Here is a 21,068-nt window from a genome sequence, read left to right as displayed (position 1 = left end):
GCCTCATGCCCAGGGTGCAGGCGGGTGAAGTCCAGCTTGGCTGGCGAGCGTGGGGAAAGGGCGACGTCACCGTCGTCTTCATCCACGGGAATCTCGCCAGCAAGGACTGGATCGAACTCGCCGCACCGTTGTTTCCCGCCGGCATGCGCGTCATCGGGATCGACTGGCGCGGCTGCGGCGATAGCGACCGGCCTAAACCCGCTACCGACTACTCCAACTACGCCATGCAACAGCATTCGGAGGACATGCTGGCGGCGCTCGATGCGCTTGACGTCAGGTACTGCCATCTCGCGACGCATTCGACCGGTGGCATCATAGCCGCGCGAATGCTGTTGATGCAGCCCCACCGCTTCGGGCGGGTGTTCGCGCTCGATCCGGTGACGCCGCTCGGCATGTCCTTCAATACAGATCAGATCGGCCTGTTCCGGGCCATGATGGCAAGTAAGGAGCTGACGCGGACGGTGATGGCCACCGCGGCGTCCTCGCTGTTCGAGCCGGAGAGCATGCTGCCGAACACGACTCCCCGCTTCCGCGAGGGGCTCGGCGAGATTGAGGCGCTGTTCGAGCGGATCATCGAGCAGACCTTTGGTGTCTCCGAAGGCGTCTGGATCGGGACACCTGTCAATCTCACGCGCGAGCGTGAGAGCAGGGAATTGGAGCGCCGCATGCCGGAAATCAAGCATCCGCATCTGGTGCTCTGGGGCGAACACGACGGCTGGATTCCGCCAGCGGACCTCCGCACCATGGCTGCCGCGATGCCGGATTGCCGGCTGGTGGTCGTGCCGGGCATCGGGCATTCGATGAATCTCGAAGTGCCGGCACTGTATGCAGGATATTTTGGCGCCTGGTTCGGGGGACTAGCGAAATAGCGGTTTCATATTGCAATAAAGACAACGTCATGCGGGGATTATCATGGCTGAAACCACCAAACTCTCAGTTGAGAAGGCGCTCGAAAAACTGCGCAAGAGCGATCAGCCGAAATCAAAGAATGACCGGCGGGACGAGAAAGCCGACGCGCTCAATGAAGAGATAAGGCGCATGAGAGTTCAAAGACAGCGCCTCGATCGTAAACCTGGTAAGAACAGCTGAAGCCTGCTCGGCGCGATGACGGTACAGTTCCTCCTTGGCGGCCTCGTCAGTGCGATCAACATCATGATCCACGCGCTGGTGACCGTTGGCGCGGTCGGGGTCGCTCGTTCGGCCGGGTTACGACACACGGCATGGCCGAGATTTCACCTGATGGCCGTGATGGTCGGAACCGCTGCCGCGCTGATGGTCGCGCACACGTTGGAGGTCTTGGTCTGGGCGCTCGCCTACGCGCTCGTCGGCGCTGCACCGAAGGGCAGCGATCTTCTCTATTTTGCCTTCGTCAACTACACCACGCTCGGCTATGGCGATATCACGCCCGTGCCGGCGTGGCGGCTGACCGGGCCGATGACCGCGATGAACGGCATCCTGATGTTCGGCTGGTCGACTGCGGTCCTGTTCGAAGTTCTGCGCAAGACGCTGGAGCACCTGTCCGCGATCGGCGCTCCCGGTTTCAAGCCTGAAGATCGAGGTTAGCGAGCTGCTGCCGGTCGAGCAGCACGATCTGGCGCTGGGTGTTACCGATGAAGCCGAGGACTTTGACTTCATGCAGCCGCGACAATGCGCGCGACACGGTTTCCAATGTGAGGCCCAGATAGTCGGCGATATCGCGCCGTGACATCGGCAGCGCCAAAATACCTGCCGCCGTCAAGCGCTTGTCCATCTCGAGCAAGAACGCCGCGACGCGCTCCAACGAGGTCTTGCGACCGAGCAGAAGCATGTGGTCTTCCGCATGCTGCAGGTTGGTCGTGGTCATGCTGAGCAGGTTGCGGGCGACGATCGCGTCGCTTTCGGCCACCATTTCCAGGCTTTGGCGCCTGATGAGGCGGACCGTGGTGTCCACGATGGCTTCCGCCGTGAACCGATGCTCGTCGCCGTTTTCCAGTCCAAAAATGTCGCCGGCGAGGTGAAACGCGCCGATCTGACGCCGCCCGTCCGAGAGCAGCTTGTGGCTTCGCACTGCGCCAGACTTGACCTGATAGACGTACTCAGCCGGCTCCTTTTCGCCGTAAACCTCTTTGCCCTTTTTGTAGGCAAATTCGATTAAACTGACCATCGGATTCGAGGCGCTGGTCATTCCGAAATCGTGGAGCGAATTGGCGCGGGGCAGCGGATCGGTCGTGATGCGTACGAACATGAGCCAGCTCCTCAACTCATCGCTGAATTGGTCTCAGGCGAATTTCACCGCAGGGAATGCACCGCGCCGTCCCATTCCCGCCGAAGTTGTTCTACGACGAAGGCAGCTTTTCTCACCATTGTCTCGAATGCCATTGTACCAAAGGACAGGTCTGCATTATCTTGCACACGTTGGATACATTAGCGTGTTGTTAAACGTCATTCTGACTGTCATTGTTTCGATTAGTGATTGCAGTGAGATGTTCGAGCGATGCAGTTGCCTGGCCTCGTCCACGTGGTAGATGACGACGCTTCGTTCCGGACGGCGATCGAGCGCCGTCTGAAGCTCGCCGGCTATGACGTCGCGACCTATGCATCGGCTCAGGAGCTCCTGGACCGGCCGCCATGCGACGCGCAGCCGGGATGCATCCTGCTCGACGTGCAGATACCGGACGTGAGCGGTCCGGAATTGCAGAGCCGCCTAACCGAGCTCGGCTCGACCGTGCCGATCGTCTTCCTCACCGGCCACGCCGATACCGCAACGACCGTGCGGGTCATCAAGGCCGGCGCCGAGGACTTCCTGACCAAGCCTGTATCCTCGGAGCAATTGATCGATGCGATCGAGCGTGCCCTGGCAAGTCAGGAGGCCGCACGCGGACAGCGCGGCAAGCTCGATTTGCTCCGCGCGCTTGTGTCATCGCTGACGCCGCGCGAACGGCAGGTGTTCGACTTGATCGTGCGCGGCAAGATCAACAAGCAGATCGCCTATGAGCTTGGAACGACCGAACGCACCGTGAAGGCGCACCGCCATAAGGTGATGGACAAGATGCGGGTTCATTCGCTTGCTGAGCTCGTTTCGATCGCGGAGCGGCTTGGGCTGCTTGATCCAAATGCTGTTCGGCGCAGCTGATCGGTTCCGCTCGGCTGCCTGGCCACGCAAGCGCGATCCTGTACAAAGGGACAATATGAAAGTTTATTGACAGCGTGCTTATAGAGAGTGCGCAATCGCGTGTGAGCCTGTCGGTCGAGAAAATCCATCGATAATTTAGGAACCGCCTGCGGAGCTTGTGAGTCTTTGTTCATCTGCTGGCATTTCGAGGTCGACCGCCTTGCCGACACGCACGTCTGTTTTTGTCATTGACGATGATTCCTCCATGCGCACGAGCATCAACCGGCTGCTGCGGGAGCACGGATTCAATGCGACGTTGTTCGACTCGACGAAGGCGCTGCTCGACTACGGCGATTTCGACCAGGCCATTTGCATCATCATCGATATCGATCTGAACGGACAATGCGGCATCGAGCTGCGCAGGCGGCTGGCGGAGGAGGGCGTCACGGTGCCGGTCATCTATATTACGGGCAACGACAACCGCGCGAACCGGCTGGCCGCGATTGAGTCGGGATGTATTGCCTACCTGACCAAGCCCTTCACGGCGCGGTCCTTCATCGAATCGATTGAACGGGCTCGTGCAGGGTTCGCCTGACGCCATCGGCTTGTTCATTCGTCAACATAGTGCTCGAGCGTCTGCGCCGGTGCGCCCTTGTGGATGGCGGCGAATTGTGCAAGCGGCAGCAATGTGGTCAGGGACAGAAGGTTGGAGTCGACGACTTCGAGGGCCAGCTTTTTTCCCGATTCCATGTCCTTGATGATCCCGGGATCAGCAATATCGGCGGCAATGCAGGCATTGGTGACGCACCAACTGTACGGCACGCGGTAAGAGCTCCCCTGATCGACCGTCAGCTTGACAGGTTGCTGGAGATACATTCCGACAGGGACGAAGAGCTGCAGGCGTCCGCCGCGGTCGCCTTCGCGTTCGATCAGGTCCATGCGCACCGCCATCTGCCCGGTCGGAAAGGTGCCGGTGATCGAGGTTCGGCAAACCATCTTGGCGCCGCCGGCCTTGAAGCAGAGTTTCCGCCAATTCCCATAGGTGATGTCCTTTGCTTCGCGCTGGCCACGAGTGCCGACCTCGGCAGGCTTGCTCACCTCTCCATTTTTCTGTACGGCGAGACCGGAGCTCGTTGCGGCGCCGGTGAAGGCGACGACTAGAAGTCGTCGGAGACAGTAGCAAGCGTGGACCATCGTCGCGGCTCCTAGGCCTCGGTGCTATTTCTGTGCGTCGAGAAACTTCGTCACCAGCGGCGACCAGATCGGGATTGCATCCGGAGAGCCGATGAAGAAATGGCCTTCGTCGCCAAACGGCGGCACCAGATGGTATTCGGCCCTGCCGCCGGCCGCGGTGAAGGCCTCATGCATGCGCTTTGACAGGGCAGGGCCGAAGAACGTGTCGTTCTCGATATAAATCCACAGCATCGGTACCCGCGAGGTGCGACCGAAATCTGCTGTCGCCTCGACCAGCTTGTCCGGTGCGCAATTGTTGTTCGGCTTGCCGCCGACGCGCCCGCCGCGGCCCGCCGCAAATGTGATGATCGCCTTCACTTGTGGCGGATTCACGCTCGACAGCGCGATTGACGCCCAGCCGCCAGCCGATTGTCCGAGGACGATGACATCCTTAGGCACGATGCGCTTCTCGGCGGCCAGGTAGTCGATGATCCAGAGATCGACCTGCGCCACCGCAAGCCCGGCATCATGGAAATTGGGATTGGTGCACTTGCCGATCTTGGAGAAGAACGGGCCATAGATACCCCGCTCGGGGATATCGATCGCGGATGCGCCATAGCCGGTACCGACCGGCGCCATCACGAGATAGCCGCGCTTCGCAAACCATTTGGCAGCGTCGCGGAATTCGACGAGCGGAAAGAAGCTACGATCGGTCGGATTGAGCGAGACACCGTGATTCATGATCACGAGCGGGAACGGACCGTCGGCGACCGGTCGCACCAGATAGGCGAACATCGGCAACGGCAGCGGCAGGGCCCAGATCTCCTCCTGAATGGGGATGTCGTCTTCGGCGCGCGCGGTGACGGCGAAAGTGGCAAGGACGAGCAGCGTTGCTGCTAGGTGCCGCAAAGCTGAGCCTGTGAACAGCCAAATGACGATGCACGCGGTAGTGCCGATGGCGAAGCCGCGGATCTTCATTCGGCCCAGTATCGTCCCGATGGCCACAGTGAGCAGCAGGAAGATTCCCGGAGCGGCGGAGATGATCCACCTGACGGTATCCATGGTCACATTCCTCGGCGCTTTGCAGCGATCTGATTCCGCAAAACCGGGCGAGGGCTTGATCCAGATCAATCCTCGGCATCGGTCAGGTGGATCGATAGGAGCATGCAGGATCTGCGACAGCCGAAATTTCGGACATGAGTTCTCTGGACATCTCTGCCGCTTCGTCGATGCGTCGCGACGAGACGATTGAGGTTGCGGTGCTTCTCGCCTTCGCCGGCGGTTACATCGACGCCTATAGCTGGATCATCCATGGCGTGATGGCCAACGCCCAGACGGCCAATCTTGTCCTGCTCTGGGTTCATGGAATGATGGGCAATTGGGAGAAGGCGCTGAATTTCGTTCCACCAATCCTCGCCTTTGCGATCGGCGTCGTTATCGCCACCTGGCTGCGCCGCACCGCCGGTGCGCGCGCTAGTGCGATCGGCACGCTGATTGAAATCCTGCTGCTGGTTTTGATTGGCGTCCTGCATAACCGCTTGCCGGATCTCGCGGGAACGCTTGGCCTTTCATGTGTCGCCGCGATCCAGGCTGCGGTGTTCACCAAGGTCGAGGGGGTGGTCTACAGCACGGTGATGATCACCGGCAATATGCGCCAGGCGATCGAAGGCTTGTTTGCCGCTGCATCCGGGGCTAGGCCGCCGGGGACGCTTCGGCGCTCCGGCATCTTTATGGCCGTGTGCGCCACCTTCGGCTTCGGCGCGGCTGTGGGCGCTTTCGCGACCGAAACCATCCCGGACTTGGCGCTTGGAATTCCCGTGATCGCGCTGCTGATCGTCCTGCTCCACTGCGAGGCTCGACATCTTGAGGCCCAAACATGAATCCGCAACCTGAGCCGCGCATGAGCTGGATGCGGTTCTTCCCGCCCGCCGGCTGGCTTGCCGCATATCGCACGGCGTGGTTGCCTTCAGACGCGACCGCGGGGATCACCCTGGCCGCTTACGCAATTCCGGTGTCGCTCGCCTACGCCGCGTTAGCGGGGCTGCCGCCGCAGGTCGGCATCTACGGCTACATGCTCGGCGGCATCGGCTACGCCTTGTTCGGCTCGTCACGCCAGCTCGCGGTTGGCCCGACCTCGGCGATCTCCTTGATGATTGCCGGAACCGTGGGCGTTCTCGCCGGCGGAGATGCGATGCGATACGCACAGATCGCAAGCCTAGCGGCCTGCGCGGTGGCTGTGTTGTGCTTCATCGCCTGGCTGTTCAAGCTCAGCGTTCTCGTTCGCCTCGTCAGCGACAGCATTCTGGTCGGCTTCAAGGCCGGCGCCGGGCTCACCATCATCATGAGCCAGCTGCCGAGCCTGTTCGGCGTTGCCGGCGGCGGGCACAACTTCTTCGATCGCGTCATCAATCTCGCCGGCCAGCTCGGCGATATCAGCCCTCTCATCCTGGCGATCGGTACGGTCGCGTTGCTGCTCCTCCTGCTCGGGGAGCGGCTTTTGCCCGGAAAGCCGGTCGGAATTACGATCGTGGCGCTCTCGATCACGGTCGCGACGCTGCTTGGTCTTCCGTCCCTGGGCGTGCCCGTCACCGGAAAAATTCCGGAAGGATTGCCGACATTGGGATTGCCGACGTTCGGCCTGCTGGAATTCGACGATCTGTTTCCGCTTGCGGCGGGTTGTGTGCTGCTCGCCTACATCGAAGGCGTTTCAGCGGCTCGCAGTTTCGCCGCCAAGCACGGCTATGGCCTTGATGTGCGCCAGGAGTTTTTGGGGCTGGGGGCCGCGAACCTCGCCGCTGCGTTCGGCCATGGCTATCCCGTGGCGGGCGGGCTGTCGCAATCCGCTGTCAATGACAGCGCGGGCGCGCGGACACCGCTCGCGCTGATCATCTGCTCGGTGACACTTGGGTTGTGCCTTTTGTTCTTCACGGGCTTGTTGACCAATTTGCCGAAGGCGGTGCTCGCCGCTATCGTCTTTGCAGCGGTCTACCGGCTGGTCGATATCCGTGCGTTGGTGCGGATGTGGCAGGTCAGCCGCATCGATTTCTTTGCCGCGTCGATTGCGCTGGTGGCTGTGCTGTTGCTTGGGATCCTGCAAGGCGTCTTGCTGGCGTCGATCGCATCGATCTTCCTGCTGCTGGCGCGCGCCTCGCAGCCGAACGTAGCGTTCCTCGGTCGGTTGCCGGGCAGCGGCCGCTATTCCGACAGGGCCAGGCACGAAGGGGTCGAGCCACTGGTCGGAGTCATCGCGTTCCGGCCCGAAGCCTCGCTGCTCTATATCAATGCCGAGACGATTCTCGATACGGTCTTGATTGCGCTCCAGAGCTCGCCGGGCGTCCGGCTGGTGGCCTGCGACCTCTCGGCATCCCCCTATATCGATCTGGCCGGCGCGCGCATGCTGCATGATCTGCATGACGAGCTCGCCTTGCGTCACGTCACTTTCTGCATCGTCGGAGCGCATGCACAACTGCGTGATCTGCTCCGGGCGGAGGGATTGGCTGATAAGACGGACAGCCTCCAGTGGCTGCGGTCGCTCGACAGTGTGCTCAGCGACGGCCAGCCAAATGCCGCTCCAGGAATGGCTTAATCTCTCAGAGCTGCCGTCAATCGATCACTGACGTCACGTTGCGTTGCGAATGGACACGAGCCGCGCTATCGCACCGCGCAACCATTGACTTGGATCAATGGAGCGGCCCGAGCGGCCTTCACGATCCGCCAACCTTCGCCTCAGGGATCGGGAAAAAAACATGTCCAAAGATGCCAAGCCCGCACAGAAGCGCATCGACCAGTTCTTTTCCGGCCCCGGAGGGCGGGCGGACGACTGGCGTGACCTGGTGGAGGCGGCAAAGGCGTGGGCCCGCGGCGGAGATCGCGCAAAATATGACGCGACGCTCGCCGAGCTGTCGGTGACGGAAGAGTTTCACGGTTATCCCGGTCTGCAATTGATGGCGGCGCTGCAGGAAGTCGCCACGGCAGGTGAGGCGGCCGCCTCGCTCGCTTTGTCGACCCGGATCACGCAGGCCGTTCAAACCAGATCGTTCCGCCAGCATGCCGGAGACCAGGGCGACAAGGATGATAGCAACGGCGATTCTGCCGATCTGATGCTACCCACGTCTGGTTCGCAGGCCGCGCGCCGTCCTTACTTTGAAACCCTGATCGTCACCGGCGTCTCCTCCAACAGTTGGCCGGCGCTCGTTTCCGAATGGCGCAAGCTGAGGCGGCCGACCGATCAGTTTGTCTATGAGCCGGTCATCGTCGGGACGCTTGAGGACGCCTTCTGTGCCACGATCCTCAACCCGAATCTCGCGGCGGTCGTGATCAACGAGGGCTTTGGACTGCGGACGCGGCACGACGCACCCGTCCTGCACACGCTCACCGCCTCGGCCGGTCTGAATGAGGAAACCGACGCCTCCGCGCTCCGGCTCGCCCATATCATCAAGCGGGTCCGCCCCGAGCTGGACCTCTATCTGATGTCTAATCGCGACGTGGAGGAGATGGCGGGCAATCCCGAGGCCAACGTGGCTCGCCGGATCTTCTATTCCATCGAAGAGCTGCTCGAGCTGCATCTGTCGATTCTCGAAGGCGTGCAGGACCGCTACGACGCGCCGTTTTTCGACAATCTCAAGAAATACGCCCAGCGGCCGATCGGGACGTTTCACGCGCTGCCGATCGCGCGCGGAAAATCCGTATTCAAGTCGGACTGGATCCGTGACATGGGCGAATTCTACGGCCTGAACCTGTTCCTGGCCGAGAGCAGCGCGACGACCGGCGGTCTCGACAGTCTCCTGGAGCCTACGGGAAACATCAAGAAGGCGCAGGACAAGGCGGCCCGCGCGCTCGGCGCCGATCGCGTCTTCTTCGTCACCAACGGCACTTCGACCTCAAACAAGATGGCGGTGCAGGCGCTGCTTGCGCCGGGTGACATCGCGATCGTCGACCGCAACTGCCACAAGTCGCATCACTACGGCATGGTGCTGGCAGGCGCGCAGCCGCTCTATGTCGAAGCCTTCCCGATGACGGAATACTCGATGTACGGCGCCGTGCCGCTGAACACGATCAAGCAGGCACTCCTGAGCGCCAAGGCCGACGGCCGGCTCGATCGGGTCAAGATGCTCGATCTCACCAACTGCACCTTCGACGGCCACATCTACAACACCCGCCGGGTGATGGAGGAATGCCTCGCAATCAAGCCCGACCTGATCTTCCTGTGGGACGAAGCATGGTTCGGCTTTGCGCGCTTCTCACCATTCCTGCGGCGGCGCACGGCGATGGGCGCCGCCAACGAGATCGAGACCTGGATGCAGGCCCGGAAATCGGTCGTGGCTTATGAGAAGCAGCAGGCCGAGCTCGGCAAGAATCCGTCGGACGAGGTGCTGCTCAAGACCAGGCTGATCCCCGATCCGCGCCAGATCCGCTTGCGGGTCTACCAGACCAACTCGACGCACAAATCGATGTCCGCCATCCGGCAGGGCTCGATGCTCTCGGTCAAGGATGTAGAATTTCATACCGTCGAGCAGCAATTCAAGGAAGCGGTCTTCACCCATGCCTCGACCAGTCCGAACCAGCAGCTCATTGCCAGCCTCGACGTCTCGCGGCGCCAGATGGAATTGGAGGGTTACGGCCTCGTCGCCAATGCGATCGAGATCGCGCTCGCCATCCGCAAGGCGGTCAACAACAATCCGCTGATCTCAAAGTACTTCCGCATTCTCGGCGCGGACGCCATGGTGCCCACCCAATACCGCCAGAGCGGCTTTACCGACTATCTGGCACCCGGCGTGAACTGGGCGAACACCCTGAAGAGCCTGGACGATGACGAGTTCTGTCTCGATCCGACTCGCATGACGCTGGTGTGCGGCACGGCCGGTTTCGACGGCACGCAGTTCAAGGGCCTGCTGGCCAGTGAGTACAATATCCAGGTCAACAAGACCTCGCGCAATTCGGTCTTGCTCCAGTCCAACATCAACAACACCCGCAGCGACGTCGCCCATCTGGTGCGCGTGCTGGCCGAGATCGCCGGCGAGGTCGATCGCGGGCTTGTTCAAGGCGGAGCGAACGCAAAGAAGACGTTCGAGACGCGGGTCAAGAGCCTGATGACTGACGTGCCCGACCTGCCGAACTTCTCGCATTTCCACCCGAGCTTCCGCGGCGATGCCGGCACCACGACCAACGAAGGCGATATCCGCAGCGGCTTCTACTCAGCCTATGACGCGGCGGGCTGCGAACATATCCGGCTCGGCGATGCCGAGATCGATCGCCGCCTGAAGGCCGGGCCTGAGCTCGTCTCCGCGAGCTTCGTGATCCCGTATCCGCCGGGCTTCCCGATCATGGTGCCGGGGCAGGTGATCACCCAGGAGACCATCGACTTTATGCGCAAGCTCGATGTGAAGGAAATCCATGGCTATGACGCCAAGGAGGGCCTGAAGCTCGTGCGCACCGAGGCCCTTGCGAAAATAGGCAGGCCAAGGCCCGCAGTGCCGCCGCAGTTGGCCGCCTCATAAGATAGAGAGGGCACGATCATGCAGGGCTTTTTCACCTTCTTGCAGCAAAATCCGTTTCTGTTGCTGTTCTTCGTCGTCGGGCTCGCCGTCTGGATCGGGCGGGCCAGCATCAAGGGTTACGGCCTCGGCATGGTCGCCGGCGCCATCGTGGTCGGCGCAGGTCTCTCGGTGTGGGCTTCGACCTATGGGGTGAAGCTCGAGCTGAACAATTTCGCCAAGAGCCTGTTCTATTATCTCTTCATGTACGGCGTCGGCTTGCGCGTCGGGCCGTCCTTCATCAATAGCCTGAAGGGCGATGGCCTCAAGTTCTGCGTACTGGCGCTGGTGTCGAGCGTGCTCGGCCTCGCGCTTGTCGTCATCTGCGCGAAGCTCTTCGCGCTTCCCATCGGTGCCGCCGGCGGCATGCTGGCGGGCTCGCAAACCATGTCGGCCGCGATCGGTTCGGCCGAGCAGGCGATCACCTCCGGCGTCGTCAAGCTGCCCGAAGGCATGAAGCCCGAGGAAGCGTCGGGAATGATCGCGCTGTCCTACGGCATCACCTATATCTGGGGCACCGTCGGCATCATCCTGATCTGCAAGTATTTGCCGCGATGGTGGGGCGTCGACGCCAAGGCGGCGGCGAAGCGATATGAAGAGGAGTTCGGGGTTAAGGATCTCGAAGGCGGCGGCCTCACGGGTTATCGCCAGTTCGGCCTGCGCGCCTACCGCCTGGAGAATCCGGGCACGATCGGTATGAGCATTGCCAAATTCCGCATGGTTAATCCTGAATATCGTATCGTCAACGTGTTGCGTGACGGTCATCCGCTTGGAAGTGATCCGGATCTCGTTCTGCAAAAGGGCGACGTCGTTGCGCTTGGCGGCGCGACCGAACATTTGACTGAGAAGATGGGCTTGATCGGCCCCGAGGTTGCCGATGCCAAAGCCCTCGGAATCCCGATGGATCAGGCGGACATTCTCGTCACCAACAAGGACGTCGTCGGGCGCACCTTCGAATCGTTCCGCGGCGAGGCCATGGCCGGCCAGCTCCAGGTCACCAAGGTCGAGCGCGGCGGCGTGCAGATCCCGGCGGGTCTCAAGACCGAGCTGCAGCGGATGGACATCGTCTCGGTTGTCGGGCTGAAATCGGCCGTCAACGAGCTTGGCGAGATGTGGGGTCGTATCGCGCGCACCAACACATCGACCGATCTGCTGACATTGGCCGCGGGCATGATCATCGGCTTCCTGATCGGGATGATCGAGTTTCCGGCGTTCGGCGCCAAGATTGGTCTCGGCAATGCCGGCGGTCTGTTGCTGTCGGGCGTGATCGTCTCTTCGCTGGTGTCGCGGCTGCGCTTCTTCGGCAACACGCCGAACGCGGCGCGCAACGTGCTGGAGGATCTTGGCCTCGTCGTCTTCGTCGCGATCGTCGGCGTCAATGCCGGCGCCGGATTGATGGCACAGCTGACGGGTGCCGTCGCCTTGAAGATATTCATTGCGGGCTTCATTGCCTGCACGATCCCGCCATTCATCGTCTGGGCGATCGGCTTCCATGTGTTCAAGATCAATCCGGCGGTGCTGATGGGTGGCGTTGCCGGTGCGCGGTCGCACTCAGGCCCGTGCCGCGAGGCTGCGGTCGAAATCCAGAGCTCCGTGCCCTGGATCGGTTTCCCGGTCGGCTATGCCGTGTCCGGCATCCTGCTCACCGTGTTCGGTTACTTCGCGATGCTGCTGGCGCAATAGGCGTCATATTAAAAGGGGGGAACGAAAGTCATGAGAAGATCTGCTGTCTACGCCATCATGGTCTCGTTGTTCGCAGGTGCGCTCGGCTTCAGCACGCCGTCGCGCGCAGAAACCGGCCAGGTCGCCGTGGTCTTCACCAAGGGCGGCTTTATCGTCGGCGTCGGCGGCGGCGAGGGCGTCCTGCTGCTCCGGGGCAAAAAATATCCGTTCACCGTATCCGGCATGAGCGTTGGCTTCACGATCGGGGCCTCGACTACCAAGTTCGTCGGCCGCGCCCTCAATCTGAGGGGGCCGGCCTCGATCGAAGGCTCCTACGCAGTGGGCGGAGCAGGGGGCGCGGTCGCCGCGGGCGCCGGCGCCGTTCAATTGCAAAACGCCAATGGCGTGATCCTTCAGCTCAGCGGCCCTAGGATCGGCGCGGAGGTGTCGGCTGCCGTCGGCGGTGTGACGATCCGCCTGAAATAGACACGCATGGATCGGGCAGTGTCACGACGCTGCCCGGCCAGCTCAGGGAACCGCAAGGTATGGCGCAGCTATCACCACGAATCGTGATCGAAGCACGACCGGCCTTTGATTTAGGTCAAGCCGACGCGCCCGCGCGGTTAAATCCTATGGCCGGTGCTGATCGCAATTCGTAGAGCATCACATCGTCGAAAAGCGAATCAAGGCACCCCAATCAATGGAGGACACGCCATGCTTCGTTATCTTCTCGCTGCTATCGCGGCGTTCGTTCTTCTGACCGCATGCCTTATCCCAGACGACGCCTACGCCCGTCGCGGCGGCGGCGGCATGCGCGCCGGCGGCTTTCACGGTGGAGGCGTCCGTGGCGGAGCGGTTCATGCCGGGCGCATCCACGGCGGTGGTGGGCGCGGCTATCGTGTGGGAGGTCCGCGACCGAGCCACCCGATCGCTGGCCGCCCGGGGCGCCCGGTTGCCGGCTACCCCGGATATCGTCCGGGTTACGGTCGGCGCGGCGCGGCTTACGGTGTGGCTGCCGGCGCCGCTGCGGTTGGAGCGTACGGGTACTACAACAACAACTCTTACAATAGCGGCTGCCATCAGGACACTTACGGGAATTGGGTCTGCCCACAACAATATCCCTATCGGTATTGACCTGTGAGCCGGGTCTGAGGTGAACGGGCCGCGTCATTTCGCGGCCCGTTCACCTCAATATCGCTCTTCGACGAAGCTCATCCCCCGCAAGCTCGCCTGGTCGTCGTAGCGCCCCTTGTCGGAACGCTTCGGCAGCTTGATCTTGTCTTTCCTGATGCGCTTGTAGGGGATGGATTTGAGGACATGCGCGATGCAGTTCAGCCGCGCCCGGCGCTTGTCATCGGAGCGGATAATGAACCACGGCGCGTGCTTGGTGCTGGTCTGCTTGAGCATCAGGTCGCGAGCTCGCGAATAGTCGTACCAACGACTGAAGGATTCCAGGTCCATCGGGCTCAGCTTCCACTGCCGCACCGGATCGTCGATGCGGGCCTTGAAGCGGCGCGCCTGCTCGTCCATGCCGACCTCGAGCCAGATCTTGATCAGGATGATGCCGCCGTCGATGACGTATTGTTCCATCTGGGGGCAGAGCGAGAGAAAGCGGTCGTGCTCGGCGGTCGAACAGAAGCCCATCACGTATTCGACGCCGGCGCGGTTGTACCAGCTGCGGTCGAAGATCACGATCTCGCCTCCGGAGGGAAATTTCTCCATGTAGCGCTGAAAGAAAAGCTGGGTCTTCTCGCGATCTGAAGGTGCCGGCAGCGCCACCACGCGAAACACGCGCGGACTGACCTTCTCGGTGATCGCCTTGATCGTGCCGCCCTTGCCGGCCGCGTCCCGACCTTCGAACAGGACGATGACCCGCAGCTTGTTCGCCCGCACGAAATCCTGGAGATAGCACAGCTCAATCTGGAGCTTTTCCAGCTCCTTTTCGTAGTCCTTGCGCTTCATCCGATCCGCGGGCGCATCCTTTGCCATGCCCATCCCTTCGCTGCAAAAGGTCCGATGTGTCGATTGGCGTTCAATCGCCCCAGGAAATGGTAATGCCGACGTCGCCCGGCACGCCGCCAGGGAAATCGATGATCTGGTAAGCGATGCGATAGCCGCGCGGCTGAAGATAGTCGGTCCAGAGCTGAAAGATTTCCTTCGGAATGCCGATCAACGTGTTCTCCCAGCCCTTTTCCATCTGGTTGATGGCGCGACCCTTGTCCGTGCACAGCGTATTGGGGAAGCGATAGACCTGCACGTCCGTCAATCCGTTTCGCACTGCGCGCTGGATGATCGTCGATGCCAACTGGATCTTCTCCTCTTCGCTCTTGCCGGACGGCTTACCGAGCCGCTCAATCAGGGCGAGTTTTTCAGCCTCGGCGGCAGCAGCAAGGCGAACGTATTGGTCCGCCTTCTCGGCCTCCTTGAGAGCTGCTTCCTTGCGAATCTGGGTGGCATTGGGGATGAGATCATCGATGCCCGCCATGGCTGCCGGCTCCTGCTGTTTGGATTCAGCGTGCTCCCGTAAGGCTAGATTGGGCCGACCCAATTCCGTTGATCCAGATCAAGCAAACCGCGCCGCGGGAAGTCACGTTGCAGGCACGGCTGCGGAATGCGCGGGCGCCCGGAAGGGAGAAGAAATTTGACCGAACAGATGCATCCAGCGGCTCCCCACCATCTGCCTTTCTTCATTCCCGGCGCTGACGGGTCGGACACCCTGATGGTCGTGATGGGCATTTTCCTCGTAGCTGCTGTTCTGTGGGTGGGTACCCTGTACTTGAAGCTGCACAGCCTACCCGAGCGCATGGCGCACAAAACGCAGAAGTTGCAGTTCGAGATCGTCGCCGTTCTCGGCCTGATCTCGCTTTTCACCCACATGCACATCTTCTGGATCGCGGGCTTGTTGCTCGCGATGATCGATCTGCCCGATTTCGGCACACCGATGCGTAGCATTGCCGATTCTGTCGAGCGCATTGCCGACGCCACGCCAGACGCGCCCGCTGCAGAGCCCGAAGCTGAATCCCCGTCCGGCGGCAATTCCAGCGTCCAGACGCCAGCTAAGGAAAGGGTGCTCAATCATGCTTGAGCTGATGATTTGCTCGCTGGTGACGATCCTGCCGGACTACCTCTACCGCCGCTATCGGCAGGGCAAGCGGTTCGGCAAGGAGATCACGTTCTTCTCCGTCTGGTATGAATTGAGGTGGGGCATCACCGGTTGTCTGGTGCTCACGGTCTCGCTGATCACAATGATCTTCTATTTCCATCCCTCGACCACGTCGGCGGCGCTATATTTCCGCACAGTGCCGATCCTTCCCGAAGGCTCTGGGAGGGTCGCGGAAGTCAAAGTTGGCTTTACCGCGCCGGTGAAGAAGGGCGATGTCCTGTTCACGCTGGACAGCTCGAAGCAGGAGGCGGCGCTGGAGACGGCCAAGCGCAAGGTCGCCGAAGTGGACGCGTCAATAACGGGCGCACAGTCCGACGTGGTCAAGGCCGAAGCCCAGATCCAAGAAGCAAGGGCTAACCACCAGCAGGCCAAGGACGAGTTGGACACTAAGTCGGAGCTCCAACGTCGCAATCCCGGTATCGTGCCGCAGCGCGACATCGAGAAGCTGCAGGTGCTGGTCGATCAGCGCCAAGCCGGCGTCGATGCGGCTACTGCGGCGAAGCAGTCGGCGACGTTGCAGGTCTCGACGCTGTTGCCGGCGCAAAAGGCGAGCGCTGAAGCAGCCCTGGCGCAGGCCCAGGTCGATCTCGACAAAACATTTGTGCGCGCCGGCGTCGACGGACGCGTCGAGCAGTTCCTGCTTCGCACCGGTGACGTCGTCAATCAATTGATGCGGCCCGCCGGCGTTCTCATCCCGGATGGGGCTGGAAAGAAGGCCTTACAGGCCGGTTTCGGCCAGCTCGAGGCCCAAGTCATCAAGGAAGGCATGGTTGCCGAGGCGACCTGCGTATCCAAACCTTGGGTGATTATTCCGATGGTTGTGACATCGGTGCAGGATTACATCGCGGCCGGACAGTTCCGTTCCGGAGAGCAGTTGCTAGACGTTCAGAACGTCGCGAAACCCGGCACGATTTTGGCGTCCCTTGAACCGCTTTACAAGGACGGCCTCGATGGTGTTACGCCGGGCAGCAGCTGCATCGTCAATGCCTACACCAGCAACCATGACGTCATTGCCGATCCGAGAACCGGCGCGCTAAAGGGGTTTGCCCTGCACGCGGTCGATGCGACAGCTCTCGTACACGCGCTGCTGTTGCGGATCCAGGCGCTGCTGCTGCCTATCCAGACGCTGGTTTTCGCCGGCCACTGACTGGTCGAATTGACGTGATGGCTTTCACGGCGACGGCGGCAACCGCGAACTGGCCAAAGCTTGATTCGGTGTCCCATGCGCCTCAACGGGCTTCCATTCCAGGAGGATCAATATGAAGCAACAACAGGCATTCCTTCGCGCTAGACTCTGCGCAATGTGGTGGGTTGCAGCAGTGGTGGTGCTGCTGCCTGCAACGTCCCCCGCCCGCGCGGACGATCCCGCCAGGATTTTGAAGGGAATGACGGACTATCTCGGCAGCCAGAAGACGCTGTCCGCATCCTTCGAGAGCGACATCGAGATCATCACGCCGGAGCTCCAGAAGATCCAGTTCACAAGGCAGCAGGGCGGTCAGGCGCCAGGATGAAGGCCGTGGGAGTTTCTTTGATCTCTGTCAAAGAAGACTGGTCAGCGGATGCTGATGCTTGCTGCGATAAGTTCGATGGAGGACACGATGCGTCTTGCCGGCAAGATACTGGTTCCGCTCGTGCTGCTACTGGCATTTGGGGAGCCTGCCTTGGCTCAAACTCCGGACAGCGCGCCAACGCCCGCGCCGCAAGCGCAGCCGGCAAATCAGCCCGCGCCGACGGCCGACCTGTTGAAGCCCGAGCAAATCGAGGCGCTGGTGGCACCGATCGCGCTTTATCCCGACGAGCTCCTCGCCAACGTACTGGCTGCCTCGACTTATCCGCTGGAGGTCGTGCAGGCCGACCGCTGGCTGAAGGAGCGCAAGACGTTGAAAGGCGACGCGCTGAGGACGGAGGTCGACAAGCAATCCTGGGACGACAGCGTCAAGGCGCTGGCGAGCACGCCGGAGGTTCTGACCATGATGAGCGACAAGCTCGAATGGACCCAGAAACTGGGCGATACCTTCCTCGCCCAGCAGCCGGACGTGATGGACGCAATCCAGCGCCTGCGCACCAAGGCCTATGACAACAAGAAGCTCGTCACGACCAAGCAGCAGAAGGTGAGCATTCAGACGCAGGAGAACAAGCAGGTGGTCGTGATCGAGCCGGCGGACCCCGGGACGATGTATGTGCCCTATTACGAGCCGGCGACCGTCTACGGCGCCTGGCCCTATACCGAATATCCCCCGTACTATTTTGGCTACCCATCCTATATCGGCGCCGGAGTGGTCGCAGCCGGCCTAGCATTCGGTACAGCCTGGGCCATCGGGCGCTGGGGCAACTACTGGGGCGGCGGCTGCAACTGGGGCAACCGCAACGTCTATGTCAACCATCGCACCACCAACATCGGAAATGGCTGGCAGCATAATCCGGCGCATCGCCAGGGCGTGCGCTACAACGACACCAACGTCCAGCAGCGCTTCGGCAATAATAATCTGAAGGCCGGCGTGTCCGACCGGATGGATTTCCGCGGCCGCGACGGACAACAAGTGCTGCGTCCGGACCAGGGCGGGCGAGCTCGTGCCGGCGACCGTGCCAGCGCAAGCACGCGCGACCGGCCCGGCGGCGGCGACCGTGCGGGTGCCGCGGACCGTGCCAAGGGCGGCGGTGATAGGGCCAAAGGCGGTAGTGCAAAGGGTGGCGGCGATCGGGCCAAGGCCACGGGCGGCGGCGATCGCGCGAAGGCTGCCAACCGTGGTGGCGCCAGCGCAGGCAATCGCGCGGCGGCGGCTAACCGTGGCGGCGGTGGCGGCAACCGTGGCGGCGCCATGAACGTCTCGTCGGGCCGGGCGGCTTCTGCGGCATCCGCACGCGGGCGGTCCAGCATGGCGAGCATGCCGCGCGGTGGCGGTGGCGGTGCGAGCTTCTCCGGCGGGCGCGGCGGTGGCGGCATGTCTGCTGGCGGAGGTGGCTTCCGTGGTGGTGGCGGAGGAGGCCGCGGAGGTGGCGGCGGTGGCCGACGCTCGGACATCGCGCTGAAGCACGACGTTGTGCTGCTCGGCCATCTCGCCAGTGGGATCGGCTATTACCGCTTCAGCTATCTCGGCAGCAACAAGGCTTATGTCGGCGTCTTGGCGCAGGAGGTCGAGAGCGTGAAGCCGGAAGCCGTGACCCGTGGCAGTGACGGTTACCTACGAGTCTACTATGAGCGGCTCGGGCTGAAATTCCGCACATACAGCGATTGGCTCGCCGGCGGCGCAAGAATCCCCGCGGAGGCCTTGCCATGACAAGTCTGAAGTCGCTCCAACGCGTGGCCCTGACGGGCATCATGGCACTGGCGCTGCTGAGCACAGCATCGCAGGCGCAGCAATCCTTTTCCACACCGGAGGATGCAGCCGCCGCGCTGGCGGCCGCGGTCAAGAGCGGTCCGAACGACATTCTGAAGGTGCTCGGCAGGGCCGCCGACGACATCGTCTCTTCCGGCGACGAGGTTGTCGATGCCGACATCCGCCAACGTTTCACCTCCATGTATGACACCAGGCATGCGATCAAGGTGGAGCGCAACAAAAAGGCCACGCTCATGCTGGGCCCGGACGATTTTCCGTTCCCGATTCCGCTCGTCAACACCAAGCGCGGTTGGGAATTCGACACCGATGAAGGACGCATCGAGGTTCTCTATCGTCGCATCGGACGCAATGAGCTCGACGCGATTCAGACTGCTCTCGCCTATGTCGATGCCCAGAACGAATATGCCGACAAGGATCGCGGCGAGGGGGTGGGCGTTTACGCGCAGCACATCGTCTCGACGCCGGGCAAGAAGGACGGGCTGTTCTGGCGTGACGACGCCGACCCAAGCCCGCTCGGCGCGATGGCAGCGGAGGCCTCGGCCGAAGGCTACAAGACCGGCGAGGGTGCCATCGCGCCTTATCACGGCTACTATTTCCGCATCCTGAAAGGACAGGGGGCGGACGCGCCCGGCGGCACGCTCGACTATGTCGTGAAGGGTAAGATGATCGGCGGCTTCGCGCTAATCGCCTGGCCGGCCGAATACGGCAATTCCGGCGTGATGACTTTCCTGGTCAATCACAACGGCACGGTCTATCAGAAGGATCTGGGAAAACGGACCGAGTTCATTGCCCAGCGCACCACGCTCTTCGATCCGGACCAGACCTGGAAGAAGGTCGATGCCGCGAAACCCTGAGCGACGGCGAATCGCGCTGCGTTGGTTCATCAATCGCCTGGCGGCGGTTGCGCTGCTCGCGTTGACTGCTCCGGTGACGCCGGCCTCGGCGCAAGCCTCTGGCGACGTCCGATTGAAGATCGTGAAGGCAGGTCTACTCGTAGGCGGCGGCGTAGGCAGCGGCGTCCTGATCTATCGCGGTCGCACCTATCCCTTCCGCCTGTCCGGCGTCAGCCTCGGCATCACGGCCGGCGCAACCGTCGGGCGACTCGAGGGCCGGGCGTCGGGCATCCGCGAGGTCTCCGACTTTGCCGGCTCCTACAGTTCCGTCGGTGGTGGTGCTGCGCTGGTCGGCGGCCTGAACGGCGTCCATCTGCGCAACGAGAAAGGCGTCACGATGGTGCTGCAGGGACCCAAGGCTGGCCTGGAATTCGCCGCCAACATCAGCGGAATCAGGATTTCATTGAAGTAGCGGGATGATCGATGGCCGAAAAATATGCTCGCCCTCGATTCTGGGCGCCCTTGCTTCTGGGCATGGTCGTGGCCACGTCCGCTGCCACCGCACTGCCGCTCACGCCCTTCCGCTATGAGGCGCAGGCGCAGCGTCATTGTCCTGGCGACACCGTTGTTTGGATCGACTTTCGCAACGAGATTTACTACCTCAAGCGACAGCGGCACTACGGGCAGGGCAGCACGGGTAGTTTCGTTTGTCAGAAGGAAGCCCGCGCCGGCGGCTTCCGACGCTCGGTGCTTGGGGTCAGGTGAGACGAGCTCTTTCCATTCCTTCCAGGTTCGACTGCTTCCCTATTTTCAGGCACGGCCGGCCTTGATCCAAATCAATGTCGCACGAAGGCTCGTGCCCATAAGTCGACTGTCCGACTAACAGTGCTCAAGTGGGAGGGGCGTCGTGAATTTCCTTCAGTGCTCCAGAATTCGGTCGACGTGCGCGAGTTTGGCATTCACTATGTCTCTCGCCCTCGGCGTGCTGCTTGGTGGGAGTCCGGCAAAAGCCGTGGTGTACTGCCAGTACGTTGATTATCCCCCGACCTGCGTTGCGCGGGCGGGTGTCGTGCTGCGACCGCGCCCGGTTGCGCGCGCTGCGGTCCGGCCTGGTACGCCGATGAATCGCGGTGGACCCGTAGACCGCGTCGGACGGCGGTGAACCGACTAGGCGAAGTAGGCGAAATGATTGCAATGGTCTCAGGCTCGCGATGAAGCAGGCACTCGAAATGTTGTCTGAGATGTCTGCAGCCGCCGCTGCACTGTTGTGGCTGA

At 61.9% G+C, this 21,068-nt stretch carries 24 protein-coding genes; 18 read left to right on the top strand and 6 right to left on the bottom strand.

Annotated elements, in window-relative coordinates:
- Positions 1–5 precede the first annotated feature (5 nt).
- The 3 genes from JJB99_RS23510 to JJB99_RS23500 are packed head-to-tail and all read left to right on the top strand — an operon-like array spanning position 6 to position 1,563.
- Complete coding sequence (locus JJB99_RS23510) at positions 6–869, top strand: alpha/beta fold hydrolase (RefSeq protein WP_200494677.1); 864 nt, start codon at positions 6–8, stop codon at positions 867–869.
- A 43-nt stretch (positions 870–912) separates the two neighbouring features.
- Positions 913–1,089, top strand: coding sequence for a hypothetical protein (locus JJB99_RS23505; protein ID WP_200494676.1), 177 nt, complete (start codon positions 913–915; stop codon positions 1,087–1,089).
- 15 nt (positions 1,090–1,104) lie between these two features.
- Entirely contained in the window at positions 1,105–1,563 is a 459-nt protein-coding gene (locus tag JJB99_RS23500) for a potassium channel family protein (protein WP_200494675.1), read from the top strand.
- On the opposite strand, the gene JJB99_RS23495 is transcribed toward JJB99_RS23500, so the two are convergent.
- Complete coding sequence (locus JJB99_RS23495) at positions 1,541–2,224, bottom strand: helix-turn-helix domain-containing protein (RefSeq protein ID WP_200494674.1); 684 nt, start codon at positions 2,222–2,224, stop codon at positions 1,541–1,543. The two genes, JJB99_RS23500 and JJB99_RS23495, sit on opposite strands and share 23 nt — an antisense overlap.
- Positions 2,225–2,479: 255 nt before the next feature.
- Between JJB99_RS23495 and JJB99_RS23490 the strand changes: the two genes are divergently transcribed.
- Together JJB99_RS23490 and JJB99_RS23485 are read left to right on the top strand one after the other, a co-directional pair.
- Positions 2,480–3,112 (top strand): response regulator transcription factor, encoded by a 633-nt coding sequence (locus JJB99_RS23490; RefSeq protein ID WP_200500265.1) that lies wholly within the window; start codon positions 2,480–2,482, stop codon positions 3,110–3,112.
- A gap of 244 nt (positions 3,113–3,356) precedes the next feature.
- Positions 3,357–3,686 (top strand): response regulator, encoded by a 330-nt coding sequence (locus tag JJB99_RS23485; protein ID WP_246774954.1) that lies wholly within the window; start codon positions 3,357–3,359, stop codon positions 3,684–3,686.
- Positions 3,687–3,700: 14 nt separating this feature from the next.
- On the opposite strand, the gene JJB99_RS23480 is transcribed toward JJB99_RS23485, so the two are convergent.
- Both JJB99_RS23480 and JJB99_RS23475 read right to left on the bottom strand, forming a co-directional pair.
- Complete coding sequence (locus tag JJB99_RS23480) at positions 3,701–4,189, bottom strand: invasion associated locus B family protein (RefSeq protein ID WP_246774953.1); 489 nt, start codon at positions 4,187–4,189, stop codon at positions 3,701–3,703.
- Positions 4,190–4,309: 120 nt separating this feature from the next.
- A complete protein-coding gene (locus JJB99_RS23475) occupies positions 4,310–5,326 on the bottom strand; it encodes an alpha/beta hydrolase family protein (protein ID WP_246774952.1) in 1,017 nt (338 codons plus the stop codon).
- 134 nt (positions 5,327–5,460) lie between these two features.
- Here JJB99_RS23475 and JJB99_RS23470 point away from each other — a divergent pair, with 134 nt between their 5' ends.
- The 5 genes from JJB99_RS23470 (at position 5,461) to JJB99_RS23450 (ending at position 12,945) form a co-directional block, all read left to right on the top strand.
- On the top strand, positions 5,461–6,144 hold the full coding sequence (locus JJB99_RS23470; protein ID WP_200494671.1) for a YoaK family protein: 684 nt from the start codon (positions 5,461–5,463) through the stop codon (positions 6,142–6,144).
- Positions 6,141–7,850: a SulP family inorganic anion transporter gene (locus JJB99_RS23465; protein ID WP_200494670.1), complete on the top strand. Its 1,710-nt coding sequence runs from the start codon at positions 6,141–6,143 to the stop codon at positions 7,848–7,850. Before JJB99_RS23470 ends, JJB99_RS23465 begins: the two co-directional genes overlap by 4 nt.
- 160 nt (positions 7,851–8,010) lie before the next feature.
- A complete protein-coding gene (locus JJB99_RS23460; protein ID WP_200494669.1) occupies positions 8,011–10,761 on the top strand; it encodes a decarboxylase in 2,751 nt (916 codons plus the stop codon).
- An 18-nt stretch (positions 10,762–10,779) separates the two neighbouring features.
- Entirely contained in the window at positions 10,780–12,480 is a 1,701-nt protein-coding gene (locus JJB99_RS23455; protein ID WP_200494668.1) for an aspartate:alanine exchanger family transporter, read from the top strand.
- Between the two features lie 30 nt (positions 12,481–12,510).
- A complete protein-coding gene (locus JJB99_RS23450) occupies positions 12,511–12,945 on the top strand; it encodes a hypothetical protein (RefSeq protein ID WP_200494667.1) in 435 nt (144 codons plus the stop codon).
- A gap of 177 nt (positions 12,946–13,122) precedes the next feature.
- Here the strand turns inward: JJB99_RS23450 and JJB99_RS23445 are convergent, their stop codons facing one another.
- The 3 genes from JJB99_RS23445 to JJB99_RS23435 all read right to left on the bottom strand — a co-directional run bounded on the left by JJB99_RS23445 (position 13,123) and on the right by JJB99_RS23435 (position 14,944).
- Positions 13,123–13,320, bottom strand: a complete 198-nt coding sequence (locus tag JJB99_RS23445; protein WP_200494666.1) for a hypothetical protein — start codon at positions 13,318–13,320, stop codon at positions 13,123–13,125.
- A 327-nt stretch (positions 13,321–13,647) separates the two neighbouring features.
- Positions 13,648–14,448, bottom strand: coding sequence for a polyphosphate kinase 2 (gene ppk2, locus JJB99_RS23440; protein WP_200494665.1), 801 nt, complete (start codon positions 14,446–14,448; stop codon positions 13,648–13,650).
- 43 nt (positions 14,449–14,491) lie between these two features.
- Positions 14,492–14,944, bottom strand: a complete 453-nt coding sequence (locus JJB99_RS23435; protein WP_200494664.1) for a hypothetical protein — start codon at positions 14,942–14,944, stop codon at positions 14,492–14,494.
- Positions 14,945–15,100: 156 nt separating this feature from the next.
- On the opposite strand from JJB99_RS23435, the gene JJB99_RS23430 reads away from it, so the two are divergent.
- The 8 genes from JJB99_RS23430 (at position 15,101) to JJB99_RS36290 (ending at position 20,955) form a co-directional block, all read left to right on the top strand.
- Positions 15,101–15,544 carry a hypothetical protein gene (locus JJB99_RS23430; RefSeq protein WP_200494663.1) on the top strand — a complete coding sequence of 148 codons (444 nt, stop codon included), beginning with the start codon at positions 15,101–15,103 and terminating at the stop codon, positions 15,542–15,544.
- The gene (locus JJB99_RS23425) at positions 15,537–16,769 is read left to right on the top strand and encodes an HlyD family secretion protein (protein WP_200494662.1); all 1,233 of its coding nucleotides are present in this window, start codon (positions 15,537–15,539) and stop codon (positions 16,767–16,769) included. The genes JJB99_RS23430 and JJB99_RS23425 overlap by 8 nt, the downstream gene beginning before the upstream one ends.
- Before the next feature lie 112 nt (positions 16,770–16,881).
- Positions 16,882–17,133: a DUF2092 domain-containing protein gene (locus JJB99_RS36295; protein ID WP_246774951.1), complete on the top strand. Its 252-nt coding sequence runs from the start codon at positions 16,882–16,884 to the stop codon at positions 17,131–17,133.
- An 87-nt stretch (positions 17,134–17,220) separates the two neighbouring features.
- A complete protein-coding gene (locus tag JJB99_RS23415; RefSeq protein WP_200500262.1) occupies positions 17,221–18,900 on the top strand; it encodes a DUF3300 domain-containing protein in 1,680 nt (559 codons plus the stop codon).
- Complete coding sequence (locus JJB99_RS23410; RefSeq protein ID WP_200494661.1) at positions 18,897–19,814, top strand: DUF2950 domain-containing protein; 918 nt, start codon at positions 18,897–18,899, stop codon at positions 19,812–19,814. The genes JJB99_RS23415 and JJB99_RS23410 overlap by 4 nt, the downstream gene beginning before the upstream one ends.
- Positions 19,798–20,265 carry a hypothetical protein gene (locus JJB99_RS23405; RefSeq protein ID WP_200494660.1) on the top strand — a complete coding sequence of 156 codons (468 nt, stop codon included), beginning with the start codon at positions 19,798–19,800 and terminating at the stop codon, positions 20,263–20,265. Before JJB99_RS23410 ends, JJB99_RS23405 begins: the two co-directional genes overlap by 17 nt.
- Positions 20,266–20,276: 11 nt before the next feature.
- A complete protein-coding gene (locus JJB99_RS23400) occupies positions 20,277–20,558 on the top strand; it encodes a hypothetical protein (RefSeq protein WP_200494659.1) in 282 nt (93 codons plus the stop codon).
- 199 nt (positions 20,559–20,757) lie between these two features.
- Positions 20,758–20,955 (top strand): hypothetical protein, encoded by a 198-nt coding sequence (locus tag JJB99_RS36290; protein WP_246774950.1) that lies wholly within the window; start codon positions 20,758–20,760, stop codon positions 20,953–20,955.
- Positions 20,956–21,068 lie beyond the last annotated feature (113 nt).

The organism is Bradyrhizobium diazoefficiens (genome assembly GCF_016616235.1).
GTDB classification, from domain to species: domain Bacteria; phylum Pseudomonadota; class Alphaproteobacteria; order Rhizobiales; family Xanthobacteraceae; genus Bradyrhizobium; species Bradyrhizobium diazoefficiens_H.
This window is presented reverse-complemented; position numbering and strand designations above follow the sequence as displayed.